The organism is Streptomyces sp. NPDC018026 (assembly GCF_044327745.1).
Classification (GTDB): Bacteria; Actinomycetota; Actinomycetes; order Streptomycetales; family Streptomycetaceae; genus Streptomyces; species Streptomyces rubrogriseus.
Window position 1 is genome coordinate 846,758 of sequence record NZ_JBIRFY010000002.1, and the last position, 24,320, is coordinate 871,077.

General features: G+C 68.8%; 18 protein-coding genes and 1 pseudogene. 13 read left to right on the forward strand and 6 right to left on the reverse strand.

Annotated features, from left to right (window positions below; genetic code table 11):
* The first annotated feature begins 223 nt into the window (after window positions 1–223).
* The 7 genes and pseudogenes from ACH4D3_RS09430 (at window position 224) to ACH4D3_RS09460 (ending at window position 6,248) form a co-directional block, all read left to right on the forward strand.
* Window positions 224–1,897, forward strand: coding sequence for a DUF262 domain-containing protein (locus ACH4D3_RS09430; protein ID WP_398318548.1), 1,674 nt, complete (start codon window positions 224–226; stop codon window positions 1,895–1,897).
* 415 nt (window positions 1,898–2,312) lie between these two features.
* Window positions 2,313–2,579 (forward strand): annotated as a pseudogene (locus ACH4D3_RS09435) (AAA family ATPase); the annotation flags it as partial.
* Window positions 2,580–2,775: 196 nt separating this feature from the next.
* Complete coding sequence (locus ACH4D3_RS09440) at window positions 2,776–4,557, forward strand: chromosome segregation protein SMC (RefSeq protein WP_398318551.1); 1,782 nt, start codon at window positions 2,776–2,778, stop codon at window positions 4,555–4,557.
* Window positions 4,554–5,015 carry a hypothetical protein gene (locus ACH4D3_RS09445; protein WP_125632138.1) on the forward strand — a complete coding sequence of 154 codons (462 nt, stop codon included), beginning with the start codon at window positions 4,554–4,556 and terminating at the stop codon, window positions 5,013–5,015. Before ACH4D3_RS09440 ends, ACH4D3_RS09445 begins: the two co-directional genes overlap by 4 nt.
* A 56-nt stretch (window positions 5,016–5,071) precedes the next feature.
* Window positions 5,072–5,401, forward strand: coding sequence for a plasmid mobilization protein (locus ACH4D3_RS09450; RefSeq protein ID WP_398318554.1), 330 nt, complete (start codon window positions 5,072–5,074; stop codon window positions 5,399–5,401).
* Entirely contained in the window at window positions 5,398–5,883 is a 486-nt protein-coding gene (locus ACH4D3_RS09455) for a hypothetical protein (protein ID WP_398318557.1), read from the forward strand. Before ACH4D3_RS09450 ends, ACH4D3_RS09455 begins: the two co-directional genes overlap by 4 nt.
* A 65-nt stretch (window positions 5,884–5,948) precedes the next feature.
* Window positions 5,949–6,248, forward strand: a complete 300-nt coding sequence (locus tag ACH4D3_RS09460; protein WP_398318560.1) for an NIPSNAP family protein — start codon at window positions 5,949–5,951, stop codon at window positions 6,246–6,248.
* Here the strand turns inward: ACH4D3_RS09460 and ACH4D3_RS09465 are convergent, their stop codons facing one another.
* Both ACH4D3_RS09465 and ACH4D3_RS09470 read right to left on the reverse strand, forming a co-directional pair.
* Window positions 6,249–9,788, reverse strand: coding sequence for an AAA family ATPase (locus tag ACH4D3_RS09465; RefSeq protein WP_398318563.1), 3,540 nt, complete (start codon window positions 9,786–9,788; stop codon window positions 6,249–6,251).
* A 200-nt stretch (window positions 9,789–9,988) separates the two neighbouring features.
* Window positions 9,989–10,447: an ATP-binding protein gene (locus ACH4D3_RS09470; RefSeq protein WP_398318566.1), complete on the reverse strand. Its 459-nt coding sequence runs from the start codon at window positions 10,445–10,447 to the stop codon at window positions 9,989–9,991.
* Window positions 10,448–10,614: 167 nt separating this feature from the next.
* Between ACH4D3_RS09470 and ACH4D3_RS09475 the strand changes: the two genes are divergently transcribed.
* From ACH4D3_RS09475 to ACH4D3_RS09500, 6 genes are all read left to right on the forward strand, one after another.
* On the forward strand, window positions 10,615–11,490 hold the full coding sequence (locus ACH4D3_RS09475) for a Scr1 family TA system antitoxin-like transcriptional regulator (RefSeq protein WP_398318569.1): 876 nt from the start codon (window positions 10,615–10,617) through the stop codon (window positions 11,488–11,490).
* Entirely contained in the window at window positions 11,487–11,681 is a 195-nt protein-coding gene (locus ACH4D3_RS09480; protein ID WP_398318572.1) for a DUF397 domain-containing protein, read from the forward strand. Before ACH4D3_RS09475 ends, ACH4D3_RS09480 begins: the two co-directional genes overlap by 4 nt.
* Window positions 11,682–12,085: 404 nt before the next feature.
* Window positions 12,086–13,579, forward strand: a complete 1,494-nt coding sequence (locus tag ACH4D3_RS09485) for an N-6 DNA methylase (protein ID WP_398318575.1) — start codon at window positions 12,086–12,088, stop codon at window positions 13,577–13,579.
* Window positions 13,576–15,084: an N-6 DNA methylase gene (locus tag ACH4D3_RS09490; protein WP_398318577.1), complete on the forward strand. Its 1,509-nt coding sequence runs from the start codon at window positions 13,576–13,578 to the stop codon at window positions 15,082–15,084. The genes ACH4D3_RS09485 and ACH4D3_RS09490 overlap by 4 nt, the downstream gene beginning before the upstream one ends.
* Entirely contained in the window at window positions 15,081–16,229 is a 1,149-nt protein-coding gene (locus ACH4D3_RS09495) for a restriction endonuclease subunit S (protein ID WP_398318580.1), read from the forward strand. The genes ACH4D3_RS09490 and ACH4D3_RS09495 overlap by 4 nt, the downstream gene beginning before the upstream one ends.
* On the forward strand, window positions 16,226–19,165 hold the full coding sequence (locus ACH4D3_RS09500) for a type I restriction endonuclease subunit R (RefSeq protein WP_398318583.1): 2,940 nt from the start codon (window positions 16,226–16,228) through the stop codon (window positions 19,163–19,165). The genes ACH4D3_RS09495 and ACH4D3_RS09500 overlap by 4 nt, the downstream gene beginning before the upstream one ends.
* A 156-nt stretch (window positions 19,166–19,321) precedes the next feature.
* Here the strand turns inward: ACH4D3_RS09500 and ACH4D3_RS09505 are convergent, their stop codons facing one another.
* The 4 genes from ACH4D3_RS09505 to ACH4D3_RS09520 all read right to left on the reverse strand — a co-directional run bounded on the left by ACH4D3_RS09505 (window position 19,322) and on the right by ACH4D3_RS09520 (window position 24,288).
* Entirely contained in the window at window positions 19,322–20,683 is a 1,362-nt protein-coding gene (locus ACH4D3_RS09505; protein WP_398318586.1) for an AAA family ATPase, read from the reverse strand.
* On the reverse strand, window positions 20,680–22,191 hold the full coding sequence (locus ACH4D3_RS09510; protein ID WP_398318589.1) for a hypothetical protein: 1,512 nt from the start codon (window positions 22,189–22,191) through the stop codon (window positions 20,680–20,682). Before ACH4D3_RS09510 ends, ACH4D3_RS09505 begins: the two co-directional genes overlap by 4 nt.
* Window positions 22,188–23,306 carry a hypothetical protein gene (locus ACH4D3_RS09515; protein ID WP_398318591.1) on the reverse strand — a complete coding sequence of 373 codons (1,119 nt, stop codon included), beginning with the start codon at window positions 23,304–23,306 and terminating at the stop codon, window positions 22,188–22,190. Before ACH4D3_RS09515 ends, ACH4D3_RS09510 begins: the two co-directional genes overlap by 4 nt.
* Window positions 23,307–23,379: 73 nt before the next feature.
* Window positions 23,380–24,288 carry a hypothetical protein gene (locus tag ACH4D3_RS09520; protein ID WP_398318593.1) on the reverse strand — a complete coding sequence of 303 codons (909 nt, stop codon included), beginning with the start codon at window positions 24,286–24,288 and terminating at the stop codon, window positions 23,380–23,382.
* Between the last annotated feature and the right edge of the window lie 32 nt (window positions 24,289–24,320).

The window sequence follows — 24,320 nt, forward strand, 5'->3', positions numbered from 1 at the left end:
TCTTGCGTAAAGTCCTGCCGGGTCAGGGGGTAGTCCTCCGACGAGGCTTCGTCTCGGCTGAGCGGGCCAACCGATCGGCTGCACCCCCGCCAGGGTCACCAGCGTGAACGAGCAGGGCAGAACCCGGCGTCCGGCCCGCCTCGTCTGCGCTCTTCTCGCCCGCGGGTAGACGGATATACCTGATCAGGCGTCATGTACCGCGCATCTCGGCCATCATCGGGACATGCAAAAACTCGAGGCGCACGAGACGCCCCTGCACAAAGTCTTCGGCAGCGACTACGACTTCAAGATCCCCGACTATCAACGCCCCTACGCCTGGCAGGAGGAACAGGCGTCCCAGTTGCTGCTGGACCTGCAGGAGGCTCTGGACCGAGGGACGGACGAGCCCTACTTCCTCGGGTCCATCGTGCTCGTCAAGGACGGCGGAGCCCCGAGGGCGGAGGTCATCGACGGCCAGCAGCGCCTCACGACCCTGACCATCCTCCTGTCCGTCCTGCGCGACCTCACGGACGACCCGGACCTGCGCGGCGACCTCGATCGCCTGGTGATGGAGCCGGGAGCCAAGATCCGCGGGCTGCCCCCGAGACCTCGGCTCACCCTGCGGAGCCGCGACGCGGACTTCTTCGAGAAGTACGTGCAGGCCAAGGATGCCGTGGAGACCCTGCTGGCGCTGGAGCCGGAAGGCCTGCGTACCGATGCACAGAGGGCCGTCCTGTGCAATGCGGCCGCTCTGCACCGTCGTCTCAGCGCGTTGCCCGAGGAGCGCCGGCTGGCCCTGGCCCAGATGCTCGCCGAGCGGACGTTCCTGGTTGTGGTCAGCACGCCGGACCTCGACAGCGCCCACCGCATCTTCAGCGTCATGAACTCCCGAGGTCTGGACCTGTCGCCCACCGACATCTTCAAGTCCCGGGTCATCGGTGATCTGGACGAGGAGGCATCCGAGGCATGCGCCACCACCTGGGAGGACGCCGAGGAGTTGCTCGGGCGGGACGACTTCGCGGAACTCTTCCTGCATCTGCGGATGATCTTCGCCAAGAAGCGGGCGGAACAGGAGCTGCTCAAGGAGTTCCCCGAACAGGTGCTCAGCCGCTACCTGCCGGAGCGGGCCGAGGCCTTCGTGCACGACGTCGTCCGGCCCTACGCCGAGGCCTACGCCCAGATCAGGGAGGCTCGCTACGAGTCCGCCTCTGGCGCGGAGTCGGTCAACGCCTGGTTCAGGCGGCTGCAGCAGATCGACAACTACGACTGGCGACCGGCCGCTCTCTGGGCACTGCGCCATCGTGAGAACGACCCCGCGTGGCTCGACGCGTTCATGCGGGCCCTGGAGCGCCTGTCGGCCAGCATGTTCATCCGCCGCGTCTACACGACGCCGCGTGTCACTCGCTATGCCGAACTGCTCCGCCAACTCGACGAAGGGCAGGGTCTCGACTCCCCGGCCTTCGATCTGCGGGACGACGAGAAGCTGGAGACGCGGAATTGGCTCGACGGCGACCTCTATCACGTCCGCAGGATCCGCAAGTACGTCCTTCTACGCCTCGACGAGCTGCTCGCCCGCAGCCAGGGAGTGACGTACGACCACCCGCTCATCACCGTCGAGCACGTCCTGCCGCAGAGCCCGAGCGCCGACTCCGAGTGGGTCGACGTGTTCGACGAGGAGCAGCGCGCACAGTGGACGCACCGTCTGGGCAACCTGGTGCTGCTGAACAGGGCCAAGAACTCCGCGGCCCAGAACTACGACTTCGCAGCCAAGAAGGCCAAGTACTTCACGCGACGCGGGGGAGTGGTCCCCTTCGCGCTGACCAGCCAGGTCCTTCAGCATGCCGGGTGGACCCCCGAGCTGCTCAAGGCCCGGCAGGAGGAACTGCTGGGCATGCTCGCCGAGGAGTGGCGTCTGTGAGTGCTCCCGGCGGCAGGGGCCCCGCGCCCCGGCCGCATCACCCAAGCACATCCAAATAGTCCCAAAGAATTCCATTATTGGCGTCGATTGGGCTATGGTCATCCACAGCGTGCGGCGCACGGCCTGTGAGCCGCCCCGTCACGCCTACGCGCTTCCCATCGCCAACCGGCGCCGGCCCGTCCGGCCCCGTCTGCCCCGCCCGCTACGCAGCCACAGCTTCCACGGGGGTCCTTCCATGCCCGTACCAGCCGATTCCGCACCGGACGCCGCTCCCGCGGGGCCACCCGCCCACGACCCGTCCGCCGGTACCCTCACCCACCTCATCGCCGAACGGCTCACCGCATCGGACCTCGACGCGGAGTCCCGGGCCGTCCTGCTGGCCGCCTTCGAGGACGAGACCCCGCGGCGTGGCCGCATGCCCGGCTGCTACCTCCAGTCGGTCACGGTCAGCGGCTTCCGCGGCATCGGCCGTACCACCCGCCTGCCCCTGCACCCGGGCCCAGGGCTCACCTTGGTCACCGGTCGCAACGGCTCGGGCAAGTCCAGCTTCGCCGAAGCCGTCGAAATCGCGCTGACCGGCGACAACGCCCGCTGGCGCGGCCGCAGTGACATCTGGCGCAAGAGCTGGCGCAACCTCCACCACGGCCAGGACCCGCAGGTCGCCGTGGAGCTGCGCATCGACGGCGACTCCGAACCGGCCACCGCCCTGCGGACCTGGCACGGAGACGACGTGGCCGACTCGACCGCCGAACTCGACCGGCCCGGCCGCACCCCCCGCCCCCCTCCCGGACCTCGGCTGGCAGGACGACCTGGGGACCTACCGCCCCTTCCTGTCGTACTCCGAACTCGGCCAGGTCATCGGCGGCAAACCCAGCGAGATGTACGACGCCGTCGCTTCCATCCTCGGCCTGGAACAACTCGCCGCCGCGGACAAACGGTTGCGCGAGCTGGCCCGCGAGTACGACGCGCCTGCCAAGGCGGCCAAGGCCGAACTCCCCGCCCTCCTCGCTCTGCTGGACGACACCGACGATCCCCGGGCCCAAGCCGCCCACGCCGCACTGAGCGGACGGCGCCCCGATCTGACCCGAGCCGCCGAACTGGCGGCCGGAACCGGCGCGTCCGACGAGTCCCTGCTGTTCGACCTCCGCCGCCGCGCCACTCTGACCGGCCCCGACGTCGAGGCGGTCGCCACGGCAGTGACCCGCCTGCGAGAAGCCGTCGCCTCCTCGGACGACCTGCGAGGGACGTCCGCCGAGGACGCCCTGCGCCGCGCCGAACTCCTCGCCCGCGCCCTCACCCACCACCGAGCCCACCCCGCCCTCGACACCTGCCCGGTCTGCGGCGGCACGGCCCGCCTCGACGAGGCGTGGGCACGGGATGCCGCCGAGCAGGAAAGCCTGCTGCGCGCCGAGGCCGAGCAGGCCCTCACCGCCCGGGGCGAACTCGACGCCGCCGTCCGGGCCGTCCGCGACCTGGCCATGCCACCCCCGGGCTGGCTGCCGGCCGAAATCGCCGAAGCCTGGAACGACTGGCTGCGATGCCGCACCGTCTCCGACCCCGCCGTACTGGCGTCCCTCGCCGTGAACGCCGCACAAACCGCCGCAGACGCCGCACGGATCACCCGTCAGGAGGCCGCCACACGCCTCGCCGACCAGGACGACACCTGGCGTGATGCCGCCCGGGCACTCGCCGCCTGGCTCGACAAGGCCCACGCGGCCGAGCAGGCGGCCCCGCGCCTCGCCCGGGTGAAGGCCGCCCAGAAGTGGCTCAAGTCGGCCCACGAGGAGATCCGCGCCGACCGCATGCGTCCCATCGCCGAGGACGCCCAACGCATCTGGTCCCACCTGCGCCAGCAGAGCAACGTCGCCCTCGGCCCCGTCCGCCTGGGCGGCTCCGGAACCCAGCGCAAGGTCGCCCTCGACGTCACCGTCGACGACATCGACGCCCCCGCCCTCGGCGTGATGAGCCAGGGCGAACTGCACGCCCTCGCCCTGTCCCTCTTCCTGCCACGCACCTTCCTGCCGGAAAACCCCTTCCGGTTCCTCGTCATCGACGACCCGGTGCAGTCCATGGACCCCGCCAAGGTGGACGGCCTCGCCCGCGTCCTCGCCCTGCTCGCCGAACACCGCCAGGTCGTCGTCTTCACCCACGACAGCCGACTGCCGCAGGCCCTGAAGTACCTGCGCCTGCCCGCCACCGTCCTCACCGTCGACCGCCGCGAACACTCCGCCGTACGGGTCCGTTCCGGCGACGACCCCGTCAAGCAGGCCCTCTACGACGCGAAGGCGCTCGCCAAGACCCGCGACCTGCCCGGCGACGTCGTCGCCCGCGTCCTGCCCGGCCTGTGCCGCACCGCACTGGAGGCCGCCCTCCTCGAACCGGCCCGCCGCCGGCTCCTCGGCACAGGCATGCCGCACACCGACATCGAGCGGCACATCGCCAAGGCCCGCAAACTGACCGAGCTGGCCTCCCTCGCCCTCTACGGCGCTGCGGACCGAGGCGGCGAGGCCATGACGGACCTGACCCGCGCCTACGGAGCGGAGGCCACCGACCACATCCGCTGGTGCAACAAGGGCACCCACGAAGCCGTCCCCTTCGCCGACGCGGAGGACATCATCCGACGCACCGCGGACCTCGCGAAGGCGGTACGAGCCCTGTGACCACGACCCACCCGACCGCATCCCCCGTCCCACCACCGCGCCCGCCCCGGGGCGGCCCGGCATTCCCCTCGCCCCCACCACCGTCCGTCTCGACCCCGGCCGACCTGCTCGCAGGAGCGGACCGACTGCTCGGCACGGCCACCGCCTCCACCACGGGCGTCTGGCCACGCGCCGTCGCACTCCTGCTGCGCCACGCCCTGGAAGAGGCCCTGCGCCGCTACTGGCAGGCCCGCAAACCCCAGCTGGCTCGCTGCCCACCCCACGCCCAGGCCCTGTGCCTCGCCTCCTACGCCGACCAGGACACGGCCCGCCGCTGGTCGGCGACCTGGGGCGGCCTGAGCAGGGCCTGCCACTACCACGGGTACGAACTGGAGCCCACGCAGGTCGAGCTGCGGGCATGGCGTGACGAGGTCGAGCGGGTGGTCGGAGCCCTTGAACCCCGGCCCGATGACAGGTGACGACGGTGCCTTCACCGTCACTCGCGCCCTCGTCGTACGCGTATTACGATGACCGTGTGGCGAAGACGCGGATCAGCATCAGCCTGGACCAGACCCAGGCCGAACGCATCAGGCAGCATGCGGAACGGGCGGGCATGGACGTCTCGGCGTACCTGGTGCACGCCGCGACGCGCCAGATGGCCGAGAGCGACGCCATAGAGGAACAGTTCGCCAAGGTGGACGCCCTCATCGCCCGCGCTGAGCAGGCAGCCGACGGCCTGCCGGCAGACCCCGCCCGGGAACCGGCCGCGGAACTGACGGAGCAGGAACGCCGCGAGGTCGAGGAGGCCCTCGGCCTCGCCCACGGCCGTGACCGGCACGGCCACCGCCCGGGAAACGCCGCGTGAGCCCACGGGTCCCGGTCTACGACACCGGCATGCTCATCGCCCTGGCCGACCGCAAGGCGAAGGCGGTGGCCCTCCACGAGGGCCTGCGTACCCTCCCGCACCGCGCGCTGGTGCTCGGCCCGGTCCTCGCCCAGGTATGGCGCCCGCAACCAGCGCTGGTGCACGCCCTGTCCGGGGTACTGAAGGACTGCACCGTCCCTCATGCCCGGACGTCGGAGCCGCCCCTGCGCGAAACGAAGGCGGGCCGTCCGGAATGCCTGGCCTGCGCCACGGGCCCGGACCTCGCGGACTGGCGCCGCATCGGCACCGCCCTGGGCAGCGCGACCCTGCCGGCGAAGAAACGGCCGGACGCGGTGGACGCCTGGGTGGCCCTGGCGGCGGCCCGGCACGGCAGCGCGGTGGTGTTCACCACCGACCCGGGGGACATCCGGGCGTACTTGGCGGTGCTGGCGCCTGTGGATGTGCATGTGGTCGGGGTCTGACGAAGCGGCCACGGAGCTACCTAGGCTGTGTGCCACGACAACCGAGCGCCGGGAGGCCGTCCCTCATGCCCAGAACCACGCAACTGCGTACGTACACCGTTCGTGACGGCATGCTCGACGAGTGGGTCGAGCGCTGGCGGCAGGAGATCGTGCCGCTGCGGCTGAAGTTGGGCTTCACCATCGGCGGGGCGTGGGTGGAGCGGGAGCGCAACCAGTTCGTCTGGCTGATCTCCTACGACGGCCCCGAGACATTCCAGGAGCGCAACGCGCTGTACTGGTCGTCGTCCGAGCGCGAGGCGATGAACCTCAACCCGGACGACTACCTCATCCACACCGACGACCGTACGGTCGAACAGGTCCACTGATCACGGCTGGTCGAGCGGCAGCATGTGGTGCCGTCGCTCCTCCTCCGTGAGCATGCGGAAGACCCGCCCCCTCGCAACCGCCTCCAGCCGGTCGTAGTCAGGCTGCGCGGGCCACACCCGGGCCGTCCCGTCGGCGGACCCGGTCAGCAGTCGGCTGCCGTCGCGGGACCACGCCACCGAGGTCACCTTGTCCTGATGTACGCCGACGACAGAGACCTCCTCGAAGGTGGCCGCGGACCACACGCGTACCGTGCGGTCGTCGCCTCCCGTCGCCACGTACCTCCCGTCGGGCGACCAGGCGACGGCACGGACCCGCCCCTCGTGACCTTTCAGGACGTCGACGCGGCGCCCCGTGGCCGCATCCCACACAGCGGCCGTCCAGTCCCCCGAGGCCGTGGCGACACGTGCCTCGTCCGGGGACCATGCGGCGTCCTCCACGTAGTTGTCGTGCCCCCGCAGGACGGTGAGCTGTCGGCCGTCGCCGGTGTCCCACAGCCGACAGGTCCGGTCGTCGGAACAGCTGGCGAGCAGCAGGCCGCTCGGTGACCAGGCCACGCGGCCCACCCAGTCCTGGTGCTCCTCGAACTTCATCAGTTCCGTCCCGTCCTGCGCCGACAGGACGCGCACGGCGCCGTCATGCCCACCGGTCGCGATCCGCCGACCGTCCGTGGACCAGGCACACCCCTCGACGACCTCCCCGCGCCGCTCGAACAGTGTGCGGCCCGTCCCGTCCAGGACGCGGAACAGTCCGTCGTTGGTACCGAGCGCGAGTCGGTCACCGTGCGGCGCGCACGCCACGCTCCACACACGGTCCTCCAGCCTTGTCACCGCCCCGACGGGAGCGCCCGTCACCGCGTCCCAGCACCGCACGGTGCCGTCGTTGGAGGCGGTGACGACCCTGCCGTCATCGCCCGACCACGCGGCCTCGTTCACCGGACCGTCGTGCCCGTCGACCAGGGTGGTCTCAGCCCCACGCGGACGCAGATCCCACACGATCCCCGAGCCGTCGGAAGAACCGGTGGCGACCTGGGCGCCGGTGGGCGACCAGGCCACTCCCCACACGGTGTCGATGTGTCCGCGCAGCACCGCCAGCACCTTCGCATCCTCGGCGTCGACGATGCGCACGGTCCGGTCGGACGAGGCGGATGCCAGCATCCGGCCGTCCGGCGACCAGGCCAGGTTCCATACGTAGTCGGTGTGTCCGCGCAACAGAAGCCGGAGCTCGCCCGTCTCCGCGTCCCAGACACGGACGGTGTGGTCACCGGAGCCGGTCGCGATACGGCGCCCGTCCGGCGACCAGGCGACACCCTCGACGAAGTCCGTGTGCCCGGTCAGCGTCACGCCTGCCGTTCTCGTCGCACGGTCCCACACGATCACCGTCTGGTCGTGGGAGGCGGAAGCGAGGCGGGCGCCGTCCGGGGACCATGCGACGCCCCAGACGTCGTCGCCGTGCCCGCACAGCGCGTGCACGAGCCGGCCGGTCGAGGGCTCCCAGACGCGTACCACCCGGTCCTTGAACGTGGCCGCGACGTACAGTCCGTCGGGCGACCAGGCCACCTGCCTGCCGATGTCCCCGGCCCCGGTGAGCAGTCGTACGGGCTCACCGGACACGGCGTCCCAGATCCGTACGACCTGGTCCCGGCCCCCGGTGACCACCTGTGCCGAGTCCGGGGACCAGGCGACGGACTCGACCATCGCGCCGTCGGACGGCAAGACCAACACGGGGCGCCCCGATCGGGCGTCGTAGATGCGGGCCGTACCGTCCCGGGACGCCGTTGCCAGCAACCGCCCGTCCGGCGACCAGGCGATGTCGCGCACCGTGTCCGTGTGCCCGTCGAGCCGGGTGCGCGGGTGGCTGGTGGCCAACGCCGCCATCAGCCCTCGCCGTGCCAACGGCGTCGGTGTGCACTCGCCGAGCGCGGCCAGGGACAGCAGCAGCGCCCGCTCGGGTTCGCTCTCCGCGCTGCCGAGCACCGTCCGGCCGATGCCGTCGGACACACGACTCAGGAACGCGACGTCCCGGCGCTGCGACGCCTCGACGAGGGCCCGGCCGCGCGCAGATGCCTGCCCGCTCTCGTCCAGGGCTTCAAGCCATCGCCTGGCCACGGTGAGTCGCTCGCCGACGAGGAGGTAGTCGGTACTGCGCCCTGACCTCTCCCAGTCCTCGGCCCACCGCTCCAGCTCGGCGCGCTCCCGCAGCCGCTCGGCCCGCGTCTCGACCTCCTGCCGCAGCGGCGCCCACTGCCGGAACAGGGCCTCATGCGTCACCTGCGCGTACGGCTCCTGGCCGACGGACGCGTTCCCACGTACGTCGGACCGCAGCAGTCTGGCGTCGATGAACGCGTCCACCACATGCCGCTCACGGTCGGTGAGATCCGAGAGCGGCACATGCCGGCGGGCGACTTCCTGCCCCTCCACGGTGACGAACTTCAGCAGCACCCGCAGGACGAAGTCGATGGTGTCGCCCGCACCGAGATCGGTCACGGTGTTGTCGGCCTGCCGTGCCAGGGCGCCCGGCACACCGCCGAGCCGCTGGTACAGCTCCTCGGTGACCGTGCCGCCCGGCCCGGAGGCGAAGTACAGCTCCTGGAGGAGATAGGCGAGCAGCGGCAGCGCGTCGTCGGTGCCCGTCTCGTCCACGATCGTCTCGACCACGCCAGGCTCGAAGGAGAGGCCCACCAACGCACCGGGCGCCTCCACCACCTCGGCGAGCTGCGCCCTCCCCAGCGTGCCGATCGCGACGGGATGCTGGAAGAGCTCGGCATGACCGGTACCGAGCAGCCTCCCCAACAAATCCACGCGGAGCGTGGCCAGCACCCGTACCGACGAGTCCTGCTCCAGACAGGCACACAACGAGTCGAGGAAGCGGGCTCGTTCGCGTTCGCCCCCGAGGGTGACGAGTTCCTCGAACTGGTCGACGACGAGGAGGGTCCGCCGAAACCGCCCGCCGCGCAACCGGGCCAGCTCGGCCCGCAGGGCGTCCGGACCCTGTCGCAGCCGCCGCAGTACCGCACCGGCCGTCTCCCGCTCCCCGGCGGCGGCCGCGAGTGACGAGGCGAGCGCGCCGAGCGGACTCGCCCCGGGTGAGAACGGCGGAACGACGGTCCAGCGGCGTGCCCGCAGCCGGGGCAGCACCCCGGCCCGCACGAGCGAGGACTTCCCGCTGCCTGACGCCCCGGCCAGCAGCAGGAACCGTTCGGAGGGCCCCGTCGCGGTGGCGTGCAGCCTGCGCGTCAGCTCGGCGGCCTGTGCCTCCCGGCCGAAGTAGACGGCCGCCTCGTCCTCGTCGTACGCGTCCAGACCCGGATACGGGGACCGGTCGCGCGGCCAGTCGACCGGCGGCGGCCCGGGATTCTCCAACCGGTACACCACGACCTGTCCGACCACCATGGCCACCACCAGCAGCCCGATCGCCGGCACCGAGAAGCGCTGGATGACTTGCAACGCCCACGGCGCGTCGTCGGTGCTGGTGGCGTAGTTGGTGGTGATGCCGAGCAGGCAGGCGACCAGCACCAGCACGACCTGAAGCACCACCTGCATCCGATGCCTCATCCGGCACCACTCACGACCGCACCACTGCCCACCGACACGACCCGCCCCCGATCCACCGGCGTCGAAGAACCGGCACCACATCCCCTCGGCTCTCACCGTGCAGCGAGAGACTTGACGACCATCCTCCGGGGCGGGCAGGACTCGATCAACAGGGTGGGCCGAATCCGGCCACAGCGGGCATCGCGGTGTCAGGAGACCGAGGGGCCCGGGGTCTCCAAGTCACACTCTGCCCAGATCGTCTTGCCGCTGGGAGGATACGGCTCGACACCCCACCGGTCGGCGAGGGCGGTCACCAGGAGGAGGCCGCGACCGGACTCGGAGTCCAACGGCGCTTCACAGACGGGGGGCTGTGACGGGAGGCACTCTCCCCGGGCATCGGTGACGGCGACGCGGAGCAGACAGGCCCTGCTGTCGAGGGCGAGGGTGAGCCGGAAGAGACGGCTGTCGACCCGGCCGTGCAGGGCGGCGTTGGCGCTGAGTTCGGCCACGATCTGCTCGGCACGCTCGGTGACGCCGTGCGGCACCGGCCAGGCGCGCAGTTGCTCGACGGTCAGAAGACGGGCCAATCGTGCCCCGCGCCGAGTGGACGAGAAGAACTGGGCGAACGTGAGTACGGCGGGTGCGACCTGGGGAGTGGAGTGGTTCATGAGCCCACGGTGACGGGCGCGCGGAGCGTGTTCCATAGCCTCACTCCGTACGCTGCGTCAGCGTACGGACACATTCCGTGGACGGTGCGACGGTTCATGCGTCACGCTGGGTGTCGTTGGGTGGGGGGCAACGAACCGCGCGGGTGCGGAACCGGAGGTGGCCGCGGATGACCAACGGCAGTGTGGTGGACAGCGACGACAGCATGCCGTGCGGCGAGACGGACCGGGAACCCGACCCCTCCGACAGCCTGCGCACGTTTGGGGCGGTCCTGCAGGCATTGCGCGAGCACGCGGGGTACAGCAGGGCGCAGTTCGCGGACCTGGTGAGTTTCTCCAAACACACCGTCGAGTCGGTGGAACTGGGACGCCGGATGCCCGACGTGACGCTGGTGGAGCGGTCCGAGGAGGCGCTGGGTAACACGGGGGCGCTGCGACGGTCGGCGAAGCACGTCACGCGGGGGCGCGGGGACGTGGGGCTCGCAGCCTGGTTCCGACAGTGGGCTCGGCTGGAGCGGGTGGCGGTGAGCTTGTGCACGTATGAGTGTCGGCTGGTGCCGGGGTTGTTGCAGTCGGAGGGGTATGCGCGGGCTCTGTTCGAGAACCGGATTCCCCTGCTGACGGATGAGCGGTTGGAGGCTCAGGTCGAGGCACGGCTGGAACGGCAGAAGCTGTTGCTTGAGCGGACGACGGTGCCGTTTCACTTCATCGTGGAGGAGGCTGTCCTCCAGCGGAGGCTCGGAGGTGTCGAAGTGCTTGGGGCGCAGCTGGACCTCTTGCTGGAGCGAACGGCACCTCGCAACGTGACGTTGCAGGTCATGCCGTCCGAGGCGGAGTTCCACGCTTGCATGGACGGCCCAGTGCAGCTACTCGAGACGCCAGAGGGGCGGCGGCTGGCGTACTCCGAGGGGCAAGAGAACGGTCGGCTGATCTCCGATCGTAAAGAGGTGCGCCTGCTCTATCAGCGCTATGACACACTGCGCTCGCAGGCCCTGAACCCCAAAGACTCGCGGGTCCTGCTGGAGCGACTCCGAGGAGCACTATGAGCACGACGGCACTCGCCTGGTTCAAGTCCAGCTACAGCGGCAGCTCGGGTGACAGTTGCGTCGAGGTCGCCATCACCGTGCAGGCGGTGTGCGTGCGTGACTCCAAGGATGTTGCGCGCCCTCACCTCGCCGTCGGGTACGAGGAGTGGTCGAGGTTCGTGGGGTTCGCGGCAGACGTTCGAGAGGTATAGGAACGGACATACTGTGACTGGTGTCTTGCAGTAGGTACTGTCCAACCTTGGACCACATCGTCCGCCTCGTTGCGTCCAGGCGCTTGATCACGTTTAGGGCCCCGTGTCGCCGGATGTCGGGCGCCTCTCGAGGGCTGCGGCGTGGCGCGAGAGGGCTATCGAGCCTCGGTCAACGCCTAATTGATCTAGCTAGAGCCGTCTGACCTGCGGAGGAGCGGGTGGGGCGGCTTTTGTCGTCCGCCTAGAATAGGCGATGTTTGACGTGTATCCGGTACAGCTCCGGCGGATCCCGTTACGCTCCGATACGCGGTCGCCAACACAGCGAGCCGACCAGGCAGAGTATGGAAACGAGTAGTGATCGAGTGGGGTCGAGTGCGGTCGGCGTCGGGGAGCAGGAGCTTCCGATGCCGTTGACGTTGGGGGAGCTGAAGTCGTACCTGGCGAAGGCGGCTGATCTGCTGCGGGGCAGCATCGATCAGGCGGACTTCAAGGCGTACATCTTCCCTTTGATGTTCTTCAAGCGGATCAGCGACGTGTACGACGAGGAGTATGCCCGCGCGCTGGACGAGTCAGACGGCGACCACACGTATGCGGCGTTCGAGGAGAACCACCGGTTCACCATCCCCGATGGATGCCACTGGGCAGACGTGCGCGAACGCACCGAGAACGTCGGCGAGGCACTCAAGACCGCCTTCCGAGGGATCGAACAGGCAAACCAAGGCACGCTGTACGGCATCTTCGGCGGCGCGACTTGGACTAACAAGGACAAGTTGCCGGATCCCAAGCTGATCGACCTGATCGAGCACTTCTCGACCAAGACTCTTTCGATCTCCCAGGCCGCGCCCGACATGTTGGGGCAGGCCTACGAGTATCTGATCAAGCGGTTCGCCGACCAGTCCAACAAGAAGGCCGGTGAGTACTACACCCCACGCGAGGTGGTCGCGCTCCTGGTCAACATCCTCGACCCACAGGAGGGGGAGACGGTCTACGACCCGGCCTGCGGCACCGGCGGCATGCTGATCGAGGTCATTCAGCACATCAAGGAGCGCGGCGGCGACCCGAAGACCGTGCTCGGCAAGCTGTACGGTCAGGAGAAGGTGCTCACCACCTCCGCGATCGCCCGGATGAACCTGCTCCTGCACGGCATGGAGGATTTCCACATCGAGCGCGGTGACACACTGCGCGACCCGGCTTATTTCGATCACGGTCGGCTGGCGAGGTTCGACTGCGTAATCGCCAATCCACCGTTCTCTTTGAAGAACTGGGGTCACGAAAAGTGGGCCTCCGATTCATGGGGTCGTAATGAGCTGGGCGGGGTTCCACCGAAGGGGTACGCCGACTGGGCCTGGGTCCAGCACATGCTCACCTCTGCCGCACCTTCCGGAGGGAGAGTCGCGGTCGTCCTCCCGCAGGGCGCCCTGTTCCGTCAGGGCGCTGAGGGCCGCATCCGCGAGCACATCCTCAAGGCCAGATCCGTGGAGGCCGTCATCGGCCTGGCGCCTAACCTCTTCTACGGCACCGGACTGGCCGCCTGCGTCCTGATCCTTCGCCGTCAGCGCCCCGCAGAACAGCAGGACAAGGTGCTCTTCGTCAACGGAGAAACGCTCTTCAAGCGCGGCCGCAATCAGAACACTCTTGAGCCCGACCACGCCGAGGCCCTCCTGAAGGCATACCGACAGTACGCAGACCAGCCCGGCCTGGCCGCGGTCGCCACCCTGGACGGCATCAACGCCAACGGCTGGAGCCTGAACATCCCGCTCTACGTCGAGCCAGAAGACACCGGCGAGCAGATCACCCTGGAGCAAGCTTTGGCCGACCTGGAGACCGCGCACACAAAAACCCGCGAGACTCGCGCAGCGCTGGAGGCCGAGTTGGCAAAGTGGGGGCTGGGCGCATGACGACGACAAGCTCGAAGCGGATCACCCAGCGGGAACTGGAGTCCTACCTGTGGGGTGCGGCGGTGCTGCTGCGGGGTCTGATCGACGCCGGCGACTACAAGCAGTACATCTTCCCCATGGTCTTCCTCAAGCGCCTCTCCGACGTTTACGACGAGGAGCATGCGGCTGCCCTTGAGGAGTACGGAGACGAGAAGCTGGCCGACCTTCGGGAGAATCACCGCTTCGCTATCCCGGACAACGCTCACTGGGTCGATCTGCGCAAGGTCACCAGCAACGTTGGGACCGCGCTCAAGGCCGCGATGCGGGCTATCGAGTCCGCTAACTCTGACATCCTGGCCGGTGTCTTCGGTGACGGCGAGTGGACCAACAAGGACCTGCTCCCCGACGCGACCCTCTCGGATCTGATCGAGCACTTCTCGACCAAAACGCTGTCGGTGGCGAACCTGCCCGAGGACGAGCTCGGGCAGGGGTACGAGTACCTGATTAAGAAGTTCGCCGACGATTCCGGCCACACTGCCCAGGAGTTCTACACCAACCGCACCCTGGTGCACCTGATGACCATGATGCTGGAACCTCAGCCGGGGGAGTCGGTCTACGACCCCACCTGCGGCACCGGCGGCATGCTCATTTCCACCGTTGCCGAGCTCAAGCGCCAGGGCAAGGAGTGGCGCAACCTGCACTTGTACGGTCAGGAGCTCAACTACGGCACCTCGGCGATCGCGAAGATGAACCTCTTCCTCCACGGAATCGTCGACGGCCACATCACCCATGGCGATACCCTCGCCAAGCCTGCCTTCCTCGACCCCCACGGCCGACTGCGGACCTTCGACGTCGTCCTGGCCAACCCGCCCTACTCCATCAAGAGCTGGAATCAGACTGCTTTCACCAAGGACCGCTACGGCCGCAACATGTGGGGCGTACCGCCACAGAACGCTGCGGACTATGCCTTCATCCAGCACATCGAAGCGAGCCTCGACCCCGAGACCGGTCGTGCTGCAATCCTGCTGCCTCACGGGGTCCTGAACCGGATCGGGGAGGCGACAGTTCGCAAGGCCATGATCGACGCCGATGCAGTCGAGGCGGTGATCGGCCTAGCCCACGGGCTCTTCTACAACTCGAGTATGGAAGCAATCGTCTTGGTCCTCCGGAAGCAGAAGCCGGCTGACCGCAAGCACAAAGTGCTCTTCATCGACGGGAAGAAAGAGTTCTACCGAGCAGGAGTCCAGTCGTTCCTCTCTGAGACGCATCAGCAGAGGATTCTGCATGCGTACCAGAACTTTGCCGACGTTCCCGGCTTCGCCCAAGTCGCCACCATCGACGAGATCCGTGCCAACAACGGCAACATGGCCATCCCGCAATACGTCACCCCTGCCGCGCCAGGTCGCGACTCGACGCCCACTGACGCGGTCGCAGCGGCGCTCGTAGGTTGGCGCAAGGCTGCGGCAGCGGCGGACGGCGCGGTCGAGGACGTTCTCCGTCTGCTGCGCGCGGGGGATGCCCGGTGAGTCTCAACCTCGACAAGACCACCTGGAAGCGAGTGCGACTGGGCGACGTCATCCGTCGATCGCGCGCCCAAGCTGACCCGGCGAACGGTGACGTCGATCGCTATGTTGCCGGCGGTCACATCGACGGCGACAGCCGCACCATCGAGCGCTTTGGAGACGTCGACGACGGTCAGATGGGCTCGACGTTCACTTACCTCTTCCAGCCCGGTCAAGTTCTCTTCGTCTCGGCGAGTTACTATCTTCGCAAGTCCGGGATCGTGAACTTCTCGGGTGTCGTCGCCGACAAGACCTACGTTCTCGACGCCGTCCCTGAGAACGGGCTGCTACAGGAATTCCTGCCCTTCGTCCTCGCCTCCGACCACTTCATCGCCTACGCGACCGCCGAGGCGACTGGTTCGATGAATTCTCGCTTGCTCTGGGGACAGATGCAGCGTTACGAGTTCGACCTCCCACCCCTCGACGAACAGCAGCGCCTCGCCAACCTCCTCTGGGCGCTGGAGAGGCACCGGTTGAGCATCCAGGAGCGAGTCGACCGTGCTCGGGATGCCGCGGCCGTGGTGCTTCATCATGCGTGGGAGGCTGAACGCAAGGTTACCGTCAGAGACATCGGGGAGTGCGTCACGGGTTCAACGCCTTCGAAGGCGAACGCCGACTACTGGAATAGTGAGGATGTTCCTTTCTACACGCCATCCGAGATCGATGGTGAGTTCATCGCGTCCGCTAGGCAGCGAGTGAGTCTCGCTGGCGCGAAAGCGGGCCGGATGCTGCCGAAGAACGCAGTTGCTGTCGCGTGCATCGGTGGTGATCTTGGCAAGTCTGCGGTTGTTGTCGAGCCGGGCATCTCAAACCAGCAGATCACGTCCGTCATCGGTCTACCGGCCGACGACGCTGAACTTCTGCAAGCCGTCCTCGCCCATCCACTTGGCCGTGCGGCGCTGAAGGCTCGGGAGACCACGACAATCGTGCGTAAGCTCAACAAGGGCGATCTCATGAAGGTCAAGGTTCCGTGGCCTGCGGATCGCACGACTCTGCACGCGGTGATCCGGGCAAGGCGCATCGCAATCGTGAGTGCCAATCTTGAGGCGTTTCGACTCGCCAGCCTTCAAAGTGGGCTCACCGTCGAGATCTTCGGGGGTGCTCAGTGACCTTCAACGAGGCGAACACGGTGCGCGACTTCGTCCGGGACCTGGTGCAGTCGGTCGATGTGCGGTTTGTGCCGGGAAGCCACCTGCCGCGGCCCACCGATGAGGTCATGCTGCAACAGCAGGTTCGGGAGGCGTTGATCCGTCTCAATCCGACCATCGAGGCGGATCCGCGTCTGGCCGATGAGGTGATCTACAAGCTGCGGGCGATCCTGATCTCCGCGCGCAACACGGCGAATCCGGTGGTGGCGAACGAGGAGTTCGCTGAATGGCTAACAGGGCAGAAGTCGATGCCGTTCGGGCCCGATGGTGAGCATGTGACCGTCAAACTGATCGACTTCGACCGCCCCGGCGAGCACAGTGCGAACGACTGGATCGTCTCCACCGAGGTGACCTACGGAGCCGGGCGGCTAGAGCGGCGCTTCGACCTGGTGATCTGGTGCAACGGCTTCCCGCTGGTCGTGGGGGAGGCGAAGTCGCCGGTGCGGCCGGCGTACTCTTGGATCGATGCGGCCGCGCAGGTCAAGGAGGACTACGAGGTCAACGTCCCGGCGTTCTTCGTGCCGAACGTGCTCAACTTCGCCACCGAGGGCAAGGACTTCCGCTACGGGTCGGTCGGGATGCCGGTAGAGCTGTGGGGGCCGTGGCGGGCGGACGAGTCCGGTGACGACCACACGCCGGTGAAGATGGGTCTCGCGGCGGTCAAGGAGGCGGTCGAGGGCGTTCTGGGCCCAGGTTCGATCTTGGACTTCCTGCGGTTCTTCACGCTGTTCGCGACCGACAAGAAGCACCGCAAGATCAAGGTGATCGCGCGGTTCCAGCAGCTCCAGGCGACCAACCTGATTGTGGAGCGGGTGCTGCACGGGCGGATTAAGAAGGGGCTGATCTGGCACTTCCAAGGGTCGGGGAAGTCGCTGCTGATGGTGTTCACCGCGCAGAAGCTGCGTGCGATGGCGGGGCTGACCTCGCCGACGGTGATCATCGTGGTCGACCGGATCGATCTGGACACCCAGATCACCGCGACGTTCAATGCCTCCGACGTACCGAACCTGGTCTCCACCGAATCCCGCAGGGAGCTACAGGAGCTCCTGGCCGCGGGAGCGCGGAAGATCATCATCACCACGATCCACAAGTTCGGTGAAGCATCCGGTGTGCTGGATGCGCGCGACAACATCATCGTGATGGTCGACGAGGCCCACCGCTCCCAAGAGGGCGACTACGGGCGCAAAATGCGCGAGGCGCTGCCCAATGCGTTCCTGTTCGGGCTGACCGGAACGCCGATCAACAAGCGCGACCGCAACACGTTCATGTGGTTCGGCGCCGAAGCCGACGAGCACGGTTACCTCTCGCGCTACTCCTTCTCCGACTCCATCCGTGACGGCGCCACTCTGCCGCTGCACTTCGAGCCACGCCTGTCAGAGATCCACCTGGACGAGGAGGCGATCAAGACGGCCTTCGACGAACTCGCCGACCGCCACAGGCTTAGCGAGGAGGACCGCAGCGCCCTGTCGAAAAAGGCCGCTTCCCTGGAGGCGCTGATCAAGGCCCCCGGTCGAGTCCACAAGATCGCCGCTGACATCGCCGAACACTTCACTGCCAAGGTCGATCCGCAGGGCTTCAAGGCGCAGGTCGTGGTCTACGACAAGGCCACCTGCGTAGCGTACAAGGAAGTGCTCGACGGCCTGCTCGGTCCGGACGTGTCCACGATCGTGATGTCCGCCGGTCGAGGTGACAAGCGGGAGTGGAAGCCTTGGACCCCAGGCAGGGAGGAGCTGGAGCGGATCACCGCCCGCTTCAACGACCCGGCCGACCCGCTGAAGATCATCATTGTGACCGCGAAGCTGCTCACCGGCTTCGACGCCTCGATCCTCTACGCGCAGTACATCGATAAGCCCCTGCGCGAGCACACTCTGCTCCAGGCGATCTGTCGCACCAATCGGGTCTACCCGCCCGCGAAGACCCACGGCCTGATAGTGGACTACCTCGGCATCTTCGACGACGTGGCCCAGGCCTTCGAGTTCGACGACAAGTCCGTCCAGCAGGTCATCTCCAACATCGCGGTCCTCCGCGAGCAGCTCGGCCCTGCGATCGACGCTGCCCTGGCATTCTTCCCGGGCGTCGACCGCACCGTCGGCGGCTACGAGGGGCTGATCCAGGCGCAGACCGCGATCGACTCCGACGAGTCCCGCGACGCCTTCGGAGCTGCGTACAGCGTCGTCGCTCAGCTGTGGGAAACCCTTTCCCCTGACCCGGTCCTGTCCGAGTACGAGTCGGACTACCGATGGCTGACCGACGTCTACCAGTCCGTGCAGCCCACCGACGTCACCGGCCGGCTGGTCTGGCACACGCTGGGCGCCAAGACTCTTGAGCTCATAAACGAGCACGTCACCGTCGAGGTCCCCCGCACCGACCTGGAGACCATCGTCCTCGACGCTCAGGTCATCGAGGACTTGATGACTGGAAAGCGCAAGGATGTCGACCCCGTCGAGGTCGAGAAGTGGATCACGGCCCGTATCGCCAAGCACGTCGGCAACCCGACGTTCGTCGAGCTCGGCCAGCGGTTGAATGCTCTGCGGGAGAAGTACGCCCACTCCCAGCAGGCATCGTTGGAGTTCCTCAAGGAGCTCTTCGCGCTGGCACGCGACACGGTCGCGGCGGAGAAGGCCGCCGCCGAGGTACCTCGCGAGGAGCGTGGCAAGGCTGCCCTGACCGAGCTTTTCGAGTCGCTAAAGGGCGAGGAGACCCCGATCATCGCCGAGAAGGTCGTGGACGAGGTCGACTCCGTCGTCCGTGCCGTTCGTTTCGACGGCTGGCAGGACACCAGCGAAGGCGATCGTCTCGTCCAGCAGGCACTCCGCAAGGTGCTCTACATCAAGTTCAAGATCCGTGACCAGGATGTCTTCGGGAAGGCGCTGGGATACATCCGGGAGTACTACTGAAGTCGCCGAAGCTTCGGGAGTCTCGGCGTTGGCGTTCCCGTCAGCGTGAACCGCCAACGCAGCGAGTCGGGTCGTCTATGACAGGCCAACCCAATACGCGGCTGGGGAGAGTGGCTGCGTCCGGTCACCAGACCCCGGAAGCTTCAGGCAGGGGATTCAAGCCCGCACCCGATGCTCCCCCCGCTCCAACCGCCCCATAACCACCTGATGTGCCCGCCACCCATCCGGAAACTTCGGCGGCACATCCAGGTACACCGGACTGTTCCGCGGATGCCGATCGAGTAGATCCCGGATGCCGGCGCGGGCCACCACCACGCACGCGAACCGGTGCCGGGAGAGCAGGACGCACAGGCGCCCCGTCTCCAGGTGGAAGGCGGAGGCGTCCTGGCGGCCGGAGAGGGGGTGCCAGACGAGGGTGACGTCGAACTCGCGGCCCTGGAGGCGGTTGGCGGTGTCCACGGTGACGCCGGTCACGCCGTGGGCGTCGAGGCGAGCCCGTACCGCCTCCACCTGGACCGTACGCGCCGCGCCGATCGCGATGCGGGAGGCGGTCAACGGTTCGCCGTTGACCAGCGCCCCGCGCTGCAGCAGCCGGGCAGCCGTCGCCGCGAGGGCCTCCGCGACCTCGGGATCCTGGTCCAGGGTGTGGCGGGCGGGGAGTTCCAGGTGACCCCAGCCGGTGTCGGCGGCCCTGGCGAGGATGTCGTCCAGGGGGCTGGAGCCGTGCGGCAGGCTGCTGTACGACAGCACACGTTCCTGCGCGGTCGTGCCGGGGACGAAGCGGTAGAAGGGGTAGAAGGCCTGCTCGACCAGGGGTGCCGCCGTTTCCGGGAGGCGCCAGGAGACCGGGAGTTGGTGGCGGGCCAGGTCGGGGTTGTGGGCGAGGGTGACGTCGACCGCGTTGCGCAGGGGGTCCCAGGTCAGGCCGTGCCAGCGGTCGGTCTCCACGGTGGCGAAGGGGTCCAGCTGGCCGGGGTCGCCGACGAAGAGGACCTGTGAGTCGTCCTGGGCGAACAACGGAGCCGTCGCGAGCAGCGCGTCCGAGCGCATCTGGTAGGCCTCGTCCACGATGGCCCACTGCCACGGCGCGCACTTGTCCGGGGTGACGAACGACCACTTCTTCGCGGTGGACACCACGACGGGCAGGTCGCGCAGGTCCGTCGCCTGGGTGCTGCCGGTGACGTTCGCGTGGCTGGTGACACGGGGAGGGAGAACGTGGCTGCTCGCGTGGAGGCGGCCGATCTCCAGGCCGGGGTGCTCGCGCGCGATGCGGTCCACGAGGTCGTCGACCTGTTCGTTGGTCTGGGCGACGATCATGAGCTGGTGACCCGCGGACGTCAGGTGTCCGGTGGCCCGCACCACCAACGTGGACTTCCCGGCTCCGGGAGGCGAGTCCACGACCACGCCCCGGCCGGTAGCCGTGTCGAGGCCGGCCAGGATGCCGGACACCGCTTGGTCCGCGCGTTCGCCGGGGGTGAGGGCTTCGGGGTTCCCGGTGCCGGGGAGGACGGCGGTCATTCCCAGGTCTCCTCTGCGTCCTCGTCGGTGGGTTCGTACGGGCGTGGCGGGCCGCCGTGGGTCCAGGGGGTGTCCTCCTCGCCGGGGAGGGCAGAGGGCACGGCGGCCGGGTTGAGCGTCGTGTACGTCAGCTCCTCGCCGGTCTCGGCGAGCGTGCCGGCCGGGGCCGGAGGCTTGCGCTTGTTCGCGAAGCCTCCCTTGAGCTGGAGGACCACGACGTGGCCGCCGTCCTCCTCCTGACGTACGTCGAGGATGTGTGCCTGCTGGCCGGGGCGGGCCGGGGACTTCACCTCCGTGCCGACTGACAGGCCGACCGCGGTTTCGGTGCGCAGCGTGATCGTGGGGCGCCATACCTGTGAGCTGGGTTTGGCGCCGGGGAGGAAGCGGTCCTCGTCCCTGTCCGTCACCGTCCCCGTGAACGCCTCGCCGGTCAGTTCGTACTCCGCCATAACCAGCGGGTCGTCGTAGGCGCGCTCCGCTTCGAAGCGGGTGATCGCGTCCTCCAGCCTGGCCAGGCGGCGGGCGGCTCCCACGGCGTGGTCGCGGCGGGCCTGTGGGCGGCCGTCGGCGTCCAGATACTCGGCGTAGTCGGAGAACCAGCGGCGGTCCCAGGCCCAGCGTCCGGGGACATGGGCGCCCTCGGGCAGGTCGCGGAGCAGCTCCACCCCGCGCCACATCAGACGCCAGGTGGGCAGCATCTGGTCGCGCAACTCGGCGTCGATCTGGCGGCCCACCGCTTCCCGACCGTGTTCGTCGGACGCCTCGTCGTAGCGCGTCATCAGCTCGTGCAGGGTGCGGTCGAAGACCGGGTCGGTGGAGGGGCCGGCGGGCGGCCACGTCGTGGGGTCCTCCGCCTCGCGTGCCGCTCGTGCGCCGTCGTTGCCGTCCGGTGGGTCTATCCAGGCGACCAGCGACGCGAGGTGGGAGTCCTCGGAGGAGCTCTGGCCCGTGGCCCAGTGCGCGGAGAGCAGCCGGGTCATCGCGAGCAGCACGCCGGAGTTCGGGAACTCGGCCAGTTCCGCGAACCAGGTGAGCCATTTGCCCAGGGTGGGGACGGACGGGGCGACCGCGTACGGGCCCTCGGTGGCCCGCAGTCGCGTCAGGCGGCCGAGCAGGCGTACGTACGCGATGGTCTCGCCGTTCGGGACAAGGAGCTGCGGGGCTCGCAGGTGGCGCCGGCGTTCCTCCTTCTCCCTGCCGCGGCCCACGGTGTAGGGCTCCGTCTCCGTCCGGCACGCGTTGATGTGGGCGAGGAGGAGTGTGGCGAGGCGTTCGGCGAAGCGGAAGCGTTCGGCGCGGTTGCGGGGCTGGCGGACGGTGAGAAGGGTCGGGTGCTCGGGGTCCGTACCGGCCAGCGCGGCCAGGGGTGCGCACGCCTCCCCGGCGAGTGTGAGCGGTACCAGGACGAACGGCTTCTCGTCCAGGTGCTGGTGGCGGACGGTCGTCAGCGGTTCGGCGTGGCCGGTGCGGGACGCCGTGAGGGCGGCGACGGTGGACAGGACGCTCACGCGGCCCCCTGGCGGAGTCGGCGCAGCCGGTCGGCGGCGCGCAGGAGTGCGGCGGCTTCCGCCTCGGCGTCCCCGGGTGCGGCGACGCCGTCCAGGTAGTCGAGGGCGGTGCGGGTGGAGTCGATGCCCGGCAGGTCGTTGCGCACGCCGCTGCCCAGGCGGGCCGGCGAGGCGCAGCCGTCGGCTTCGTCGCGGCAGTACCGGGCCATCTCGCAGAAGGACAGGCAGGTGGGGGTGTACGAGGCGTCCAACGCGTCTATCGAGGCGGTGAGTTCGTCCGTGGTGCGGGTCGTGTCGAGGGTCGCCGACTCCGGGAGCCGTGCCGCGAGGTCGTCGGCGCGGCGCAGGCGGGAGAGCTGGAAACGCAGCGCGTCGAGTTCCTGCCGGAGGTCGATCAGGCTGCCGTAGGGGCGGTTGGAGAAGTCCTTGGGGCAGATGAGCAGGAACTCGTGGGAGATCTGCTCGGTGGGCAGGCCGGCGGTCTCGAAGGCGCGGCGCAGGGCGAGGACGTACACCGCGGCCTGCTTGGCCGCCTCCGCGACGGCCTTCGGGTTGGCCTGGCCGTCGATCGCCGCGAAGGAGCGGATCAGGACGACGTAGAACTTCCCGCCGATACGGTGGGTGAGCGCGTCCGGCTCCAAGTACGCCTTCTGGCCGGCGACTTCGAGGGTGAGCACGGGCCGGTCGAGGATCAGGCGCACGTCCTGGCCGGAGGCCACGTGGGCGATGAGGCGGCGGGTCTCCCGTTCGCGAACGGGCAGGGTCGTGTTGCCGCCGACCTCGTTGAGGTCGGTGACGTGGGCCTCGGCCACGGGGACGGAGGGTCGCTCGCGCAGGAGCCGGATGAGTTCGGCGTACGCGCCCCACTTCACGAGGTCGTGGAAGGCCCGCTCACGGGCGAGGGCGAAGGGGGACTGGCCGAACCGCGGTTCGTATCCGACCTGCTGGGCGAGCAGCGCCTTGTCCACCCCGGCCGCGTCGAGGACGGCGCGGCGGGAGCAGGCGGGGTTGGCGGTCAGTGCGGTGATCTTGCGGGCGGTGTACGGCTGAGGGGGCTGGGGGCCGCGCAGCCGAGCGAGGCGGTCGTCGGGAGGTGCGGACTGCTGCGAGGGCATCGTCTCTACTTCGGGAACGTCTTCGGGGCTCGCCGCGGCGCGGGGCGTCCGGCGGGGGCACCGCAGGGAAGGGTCAGGGCAGGGTTCCGCTCGCGTCGCGCAGGGCGTCACGCATGGGTGGGGCGCCAAACAGCTGTTGTACGTCGGCGAGTTGAGAACGGGCGCGTTGGGCGGCCGTCCGCCGTTGCTGGTCGTCCTCCTGCTGGTGGACGGCCGCTTCGGCATGGGCGGCGGAGATCACGCGGGCGGGGTCCGGCTCCGACGCGGCGGCGTCGAAGGCGCCGGGGATGGTGAGGGCGAACCGGCGCAGGAGCCGCCAGGCCGCGTCCGGGGCCGGATGCCCTGCCTTGGAGAGCCGTTGGAGCTGCTCGGCGGTTCCCACCGCGTGGGTGAGGAAGTCCGCGCGCGGGCTGAGCGGTCCGATGATCCGCCGTTCCACGGGCCAGGTGGACAGGGCCAGGAGTCCGCGGGCGGGCACGAGGCGGTCGTGGGTGAGCGCCGCGCAGATGTAGTACGGGCGGGCGTAACCCTGCGCCGAGAAGGACCGCTCCTCGTCGCGGCGGAGGGAGGCGAGTTTGGTGGCGACCAGTGGCTCGGTGAAGAACGCCTCGTACGTGGACGAGATGAGCTTCGGGGAGGCGGGGGCGCCAAGCAGCGTGAGTGACTGGTGGACCTGCTCGCGGACCGGGATGGGGCTCTGCGTCGGACGCGTCCTGCGGGTGCGTGGTTGGCCCGCGGTCGTCGGCGCCGCTGGGGGCGGGGGCTCGGCCAGGGGTGTCCCGGCGGTCACTCCGGCGTCGGCTCCGGATTCGTCTTCGTGTCCGGTTTCGGCTTCGAGGGCCTGTTCCCAAGTCGCCTCGGCCTCGCGCAGCGCGCGGCGGATGCGTGCCGTCTCCGCCTTGTCCCGTGCGCGCACGGCACCGCGCAGCTCGGTGCGCAGGTGGGACAGGCGCTGCTCGAGCTCCTCCAGTGATGCCGCCATGGAGGGCAGCCTAGCGTAGGAACCAACCTGTG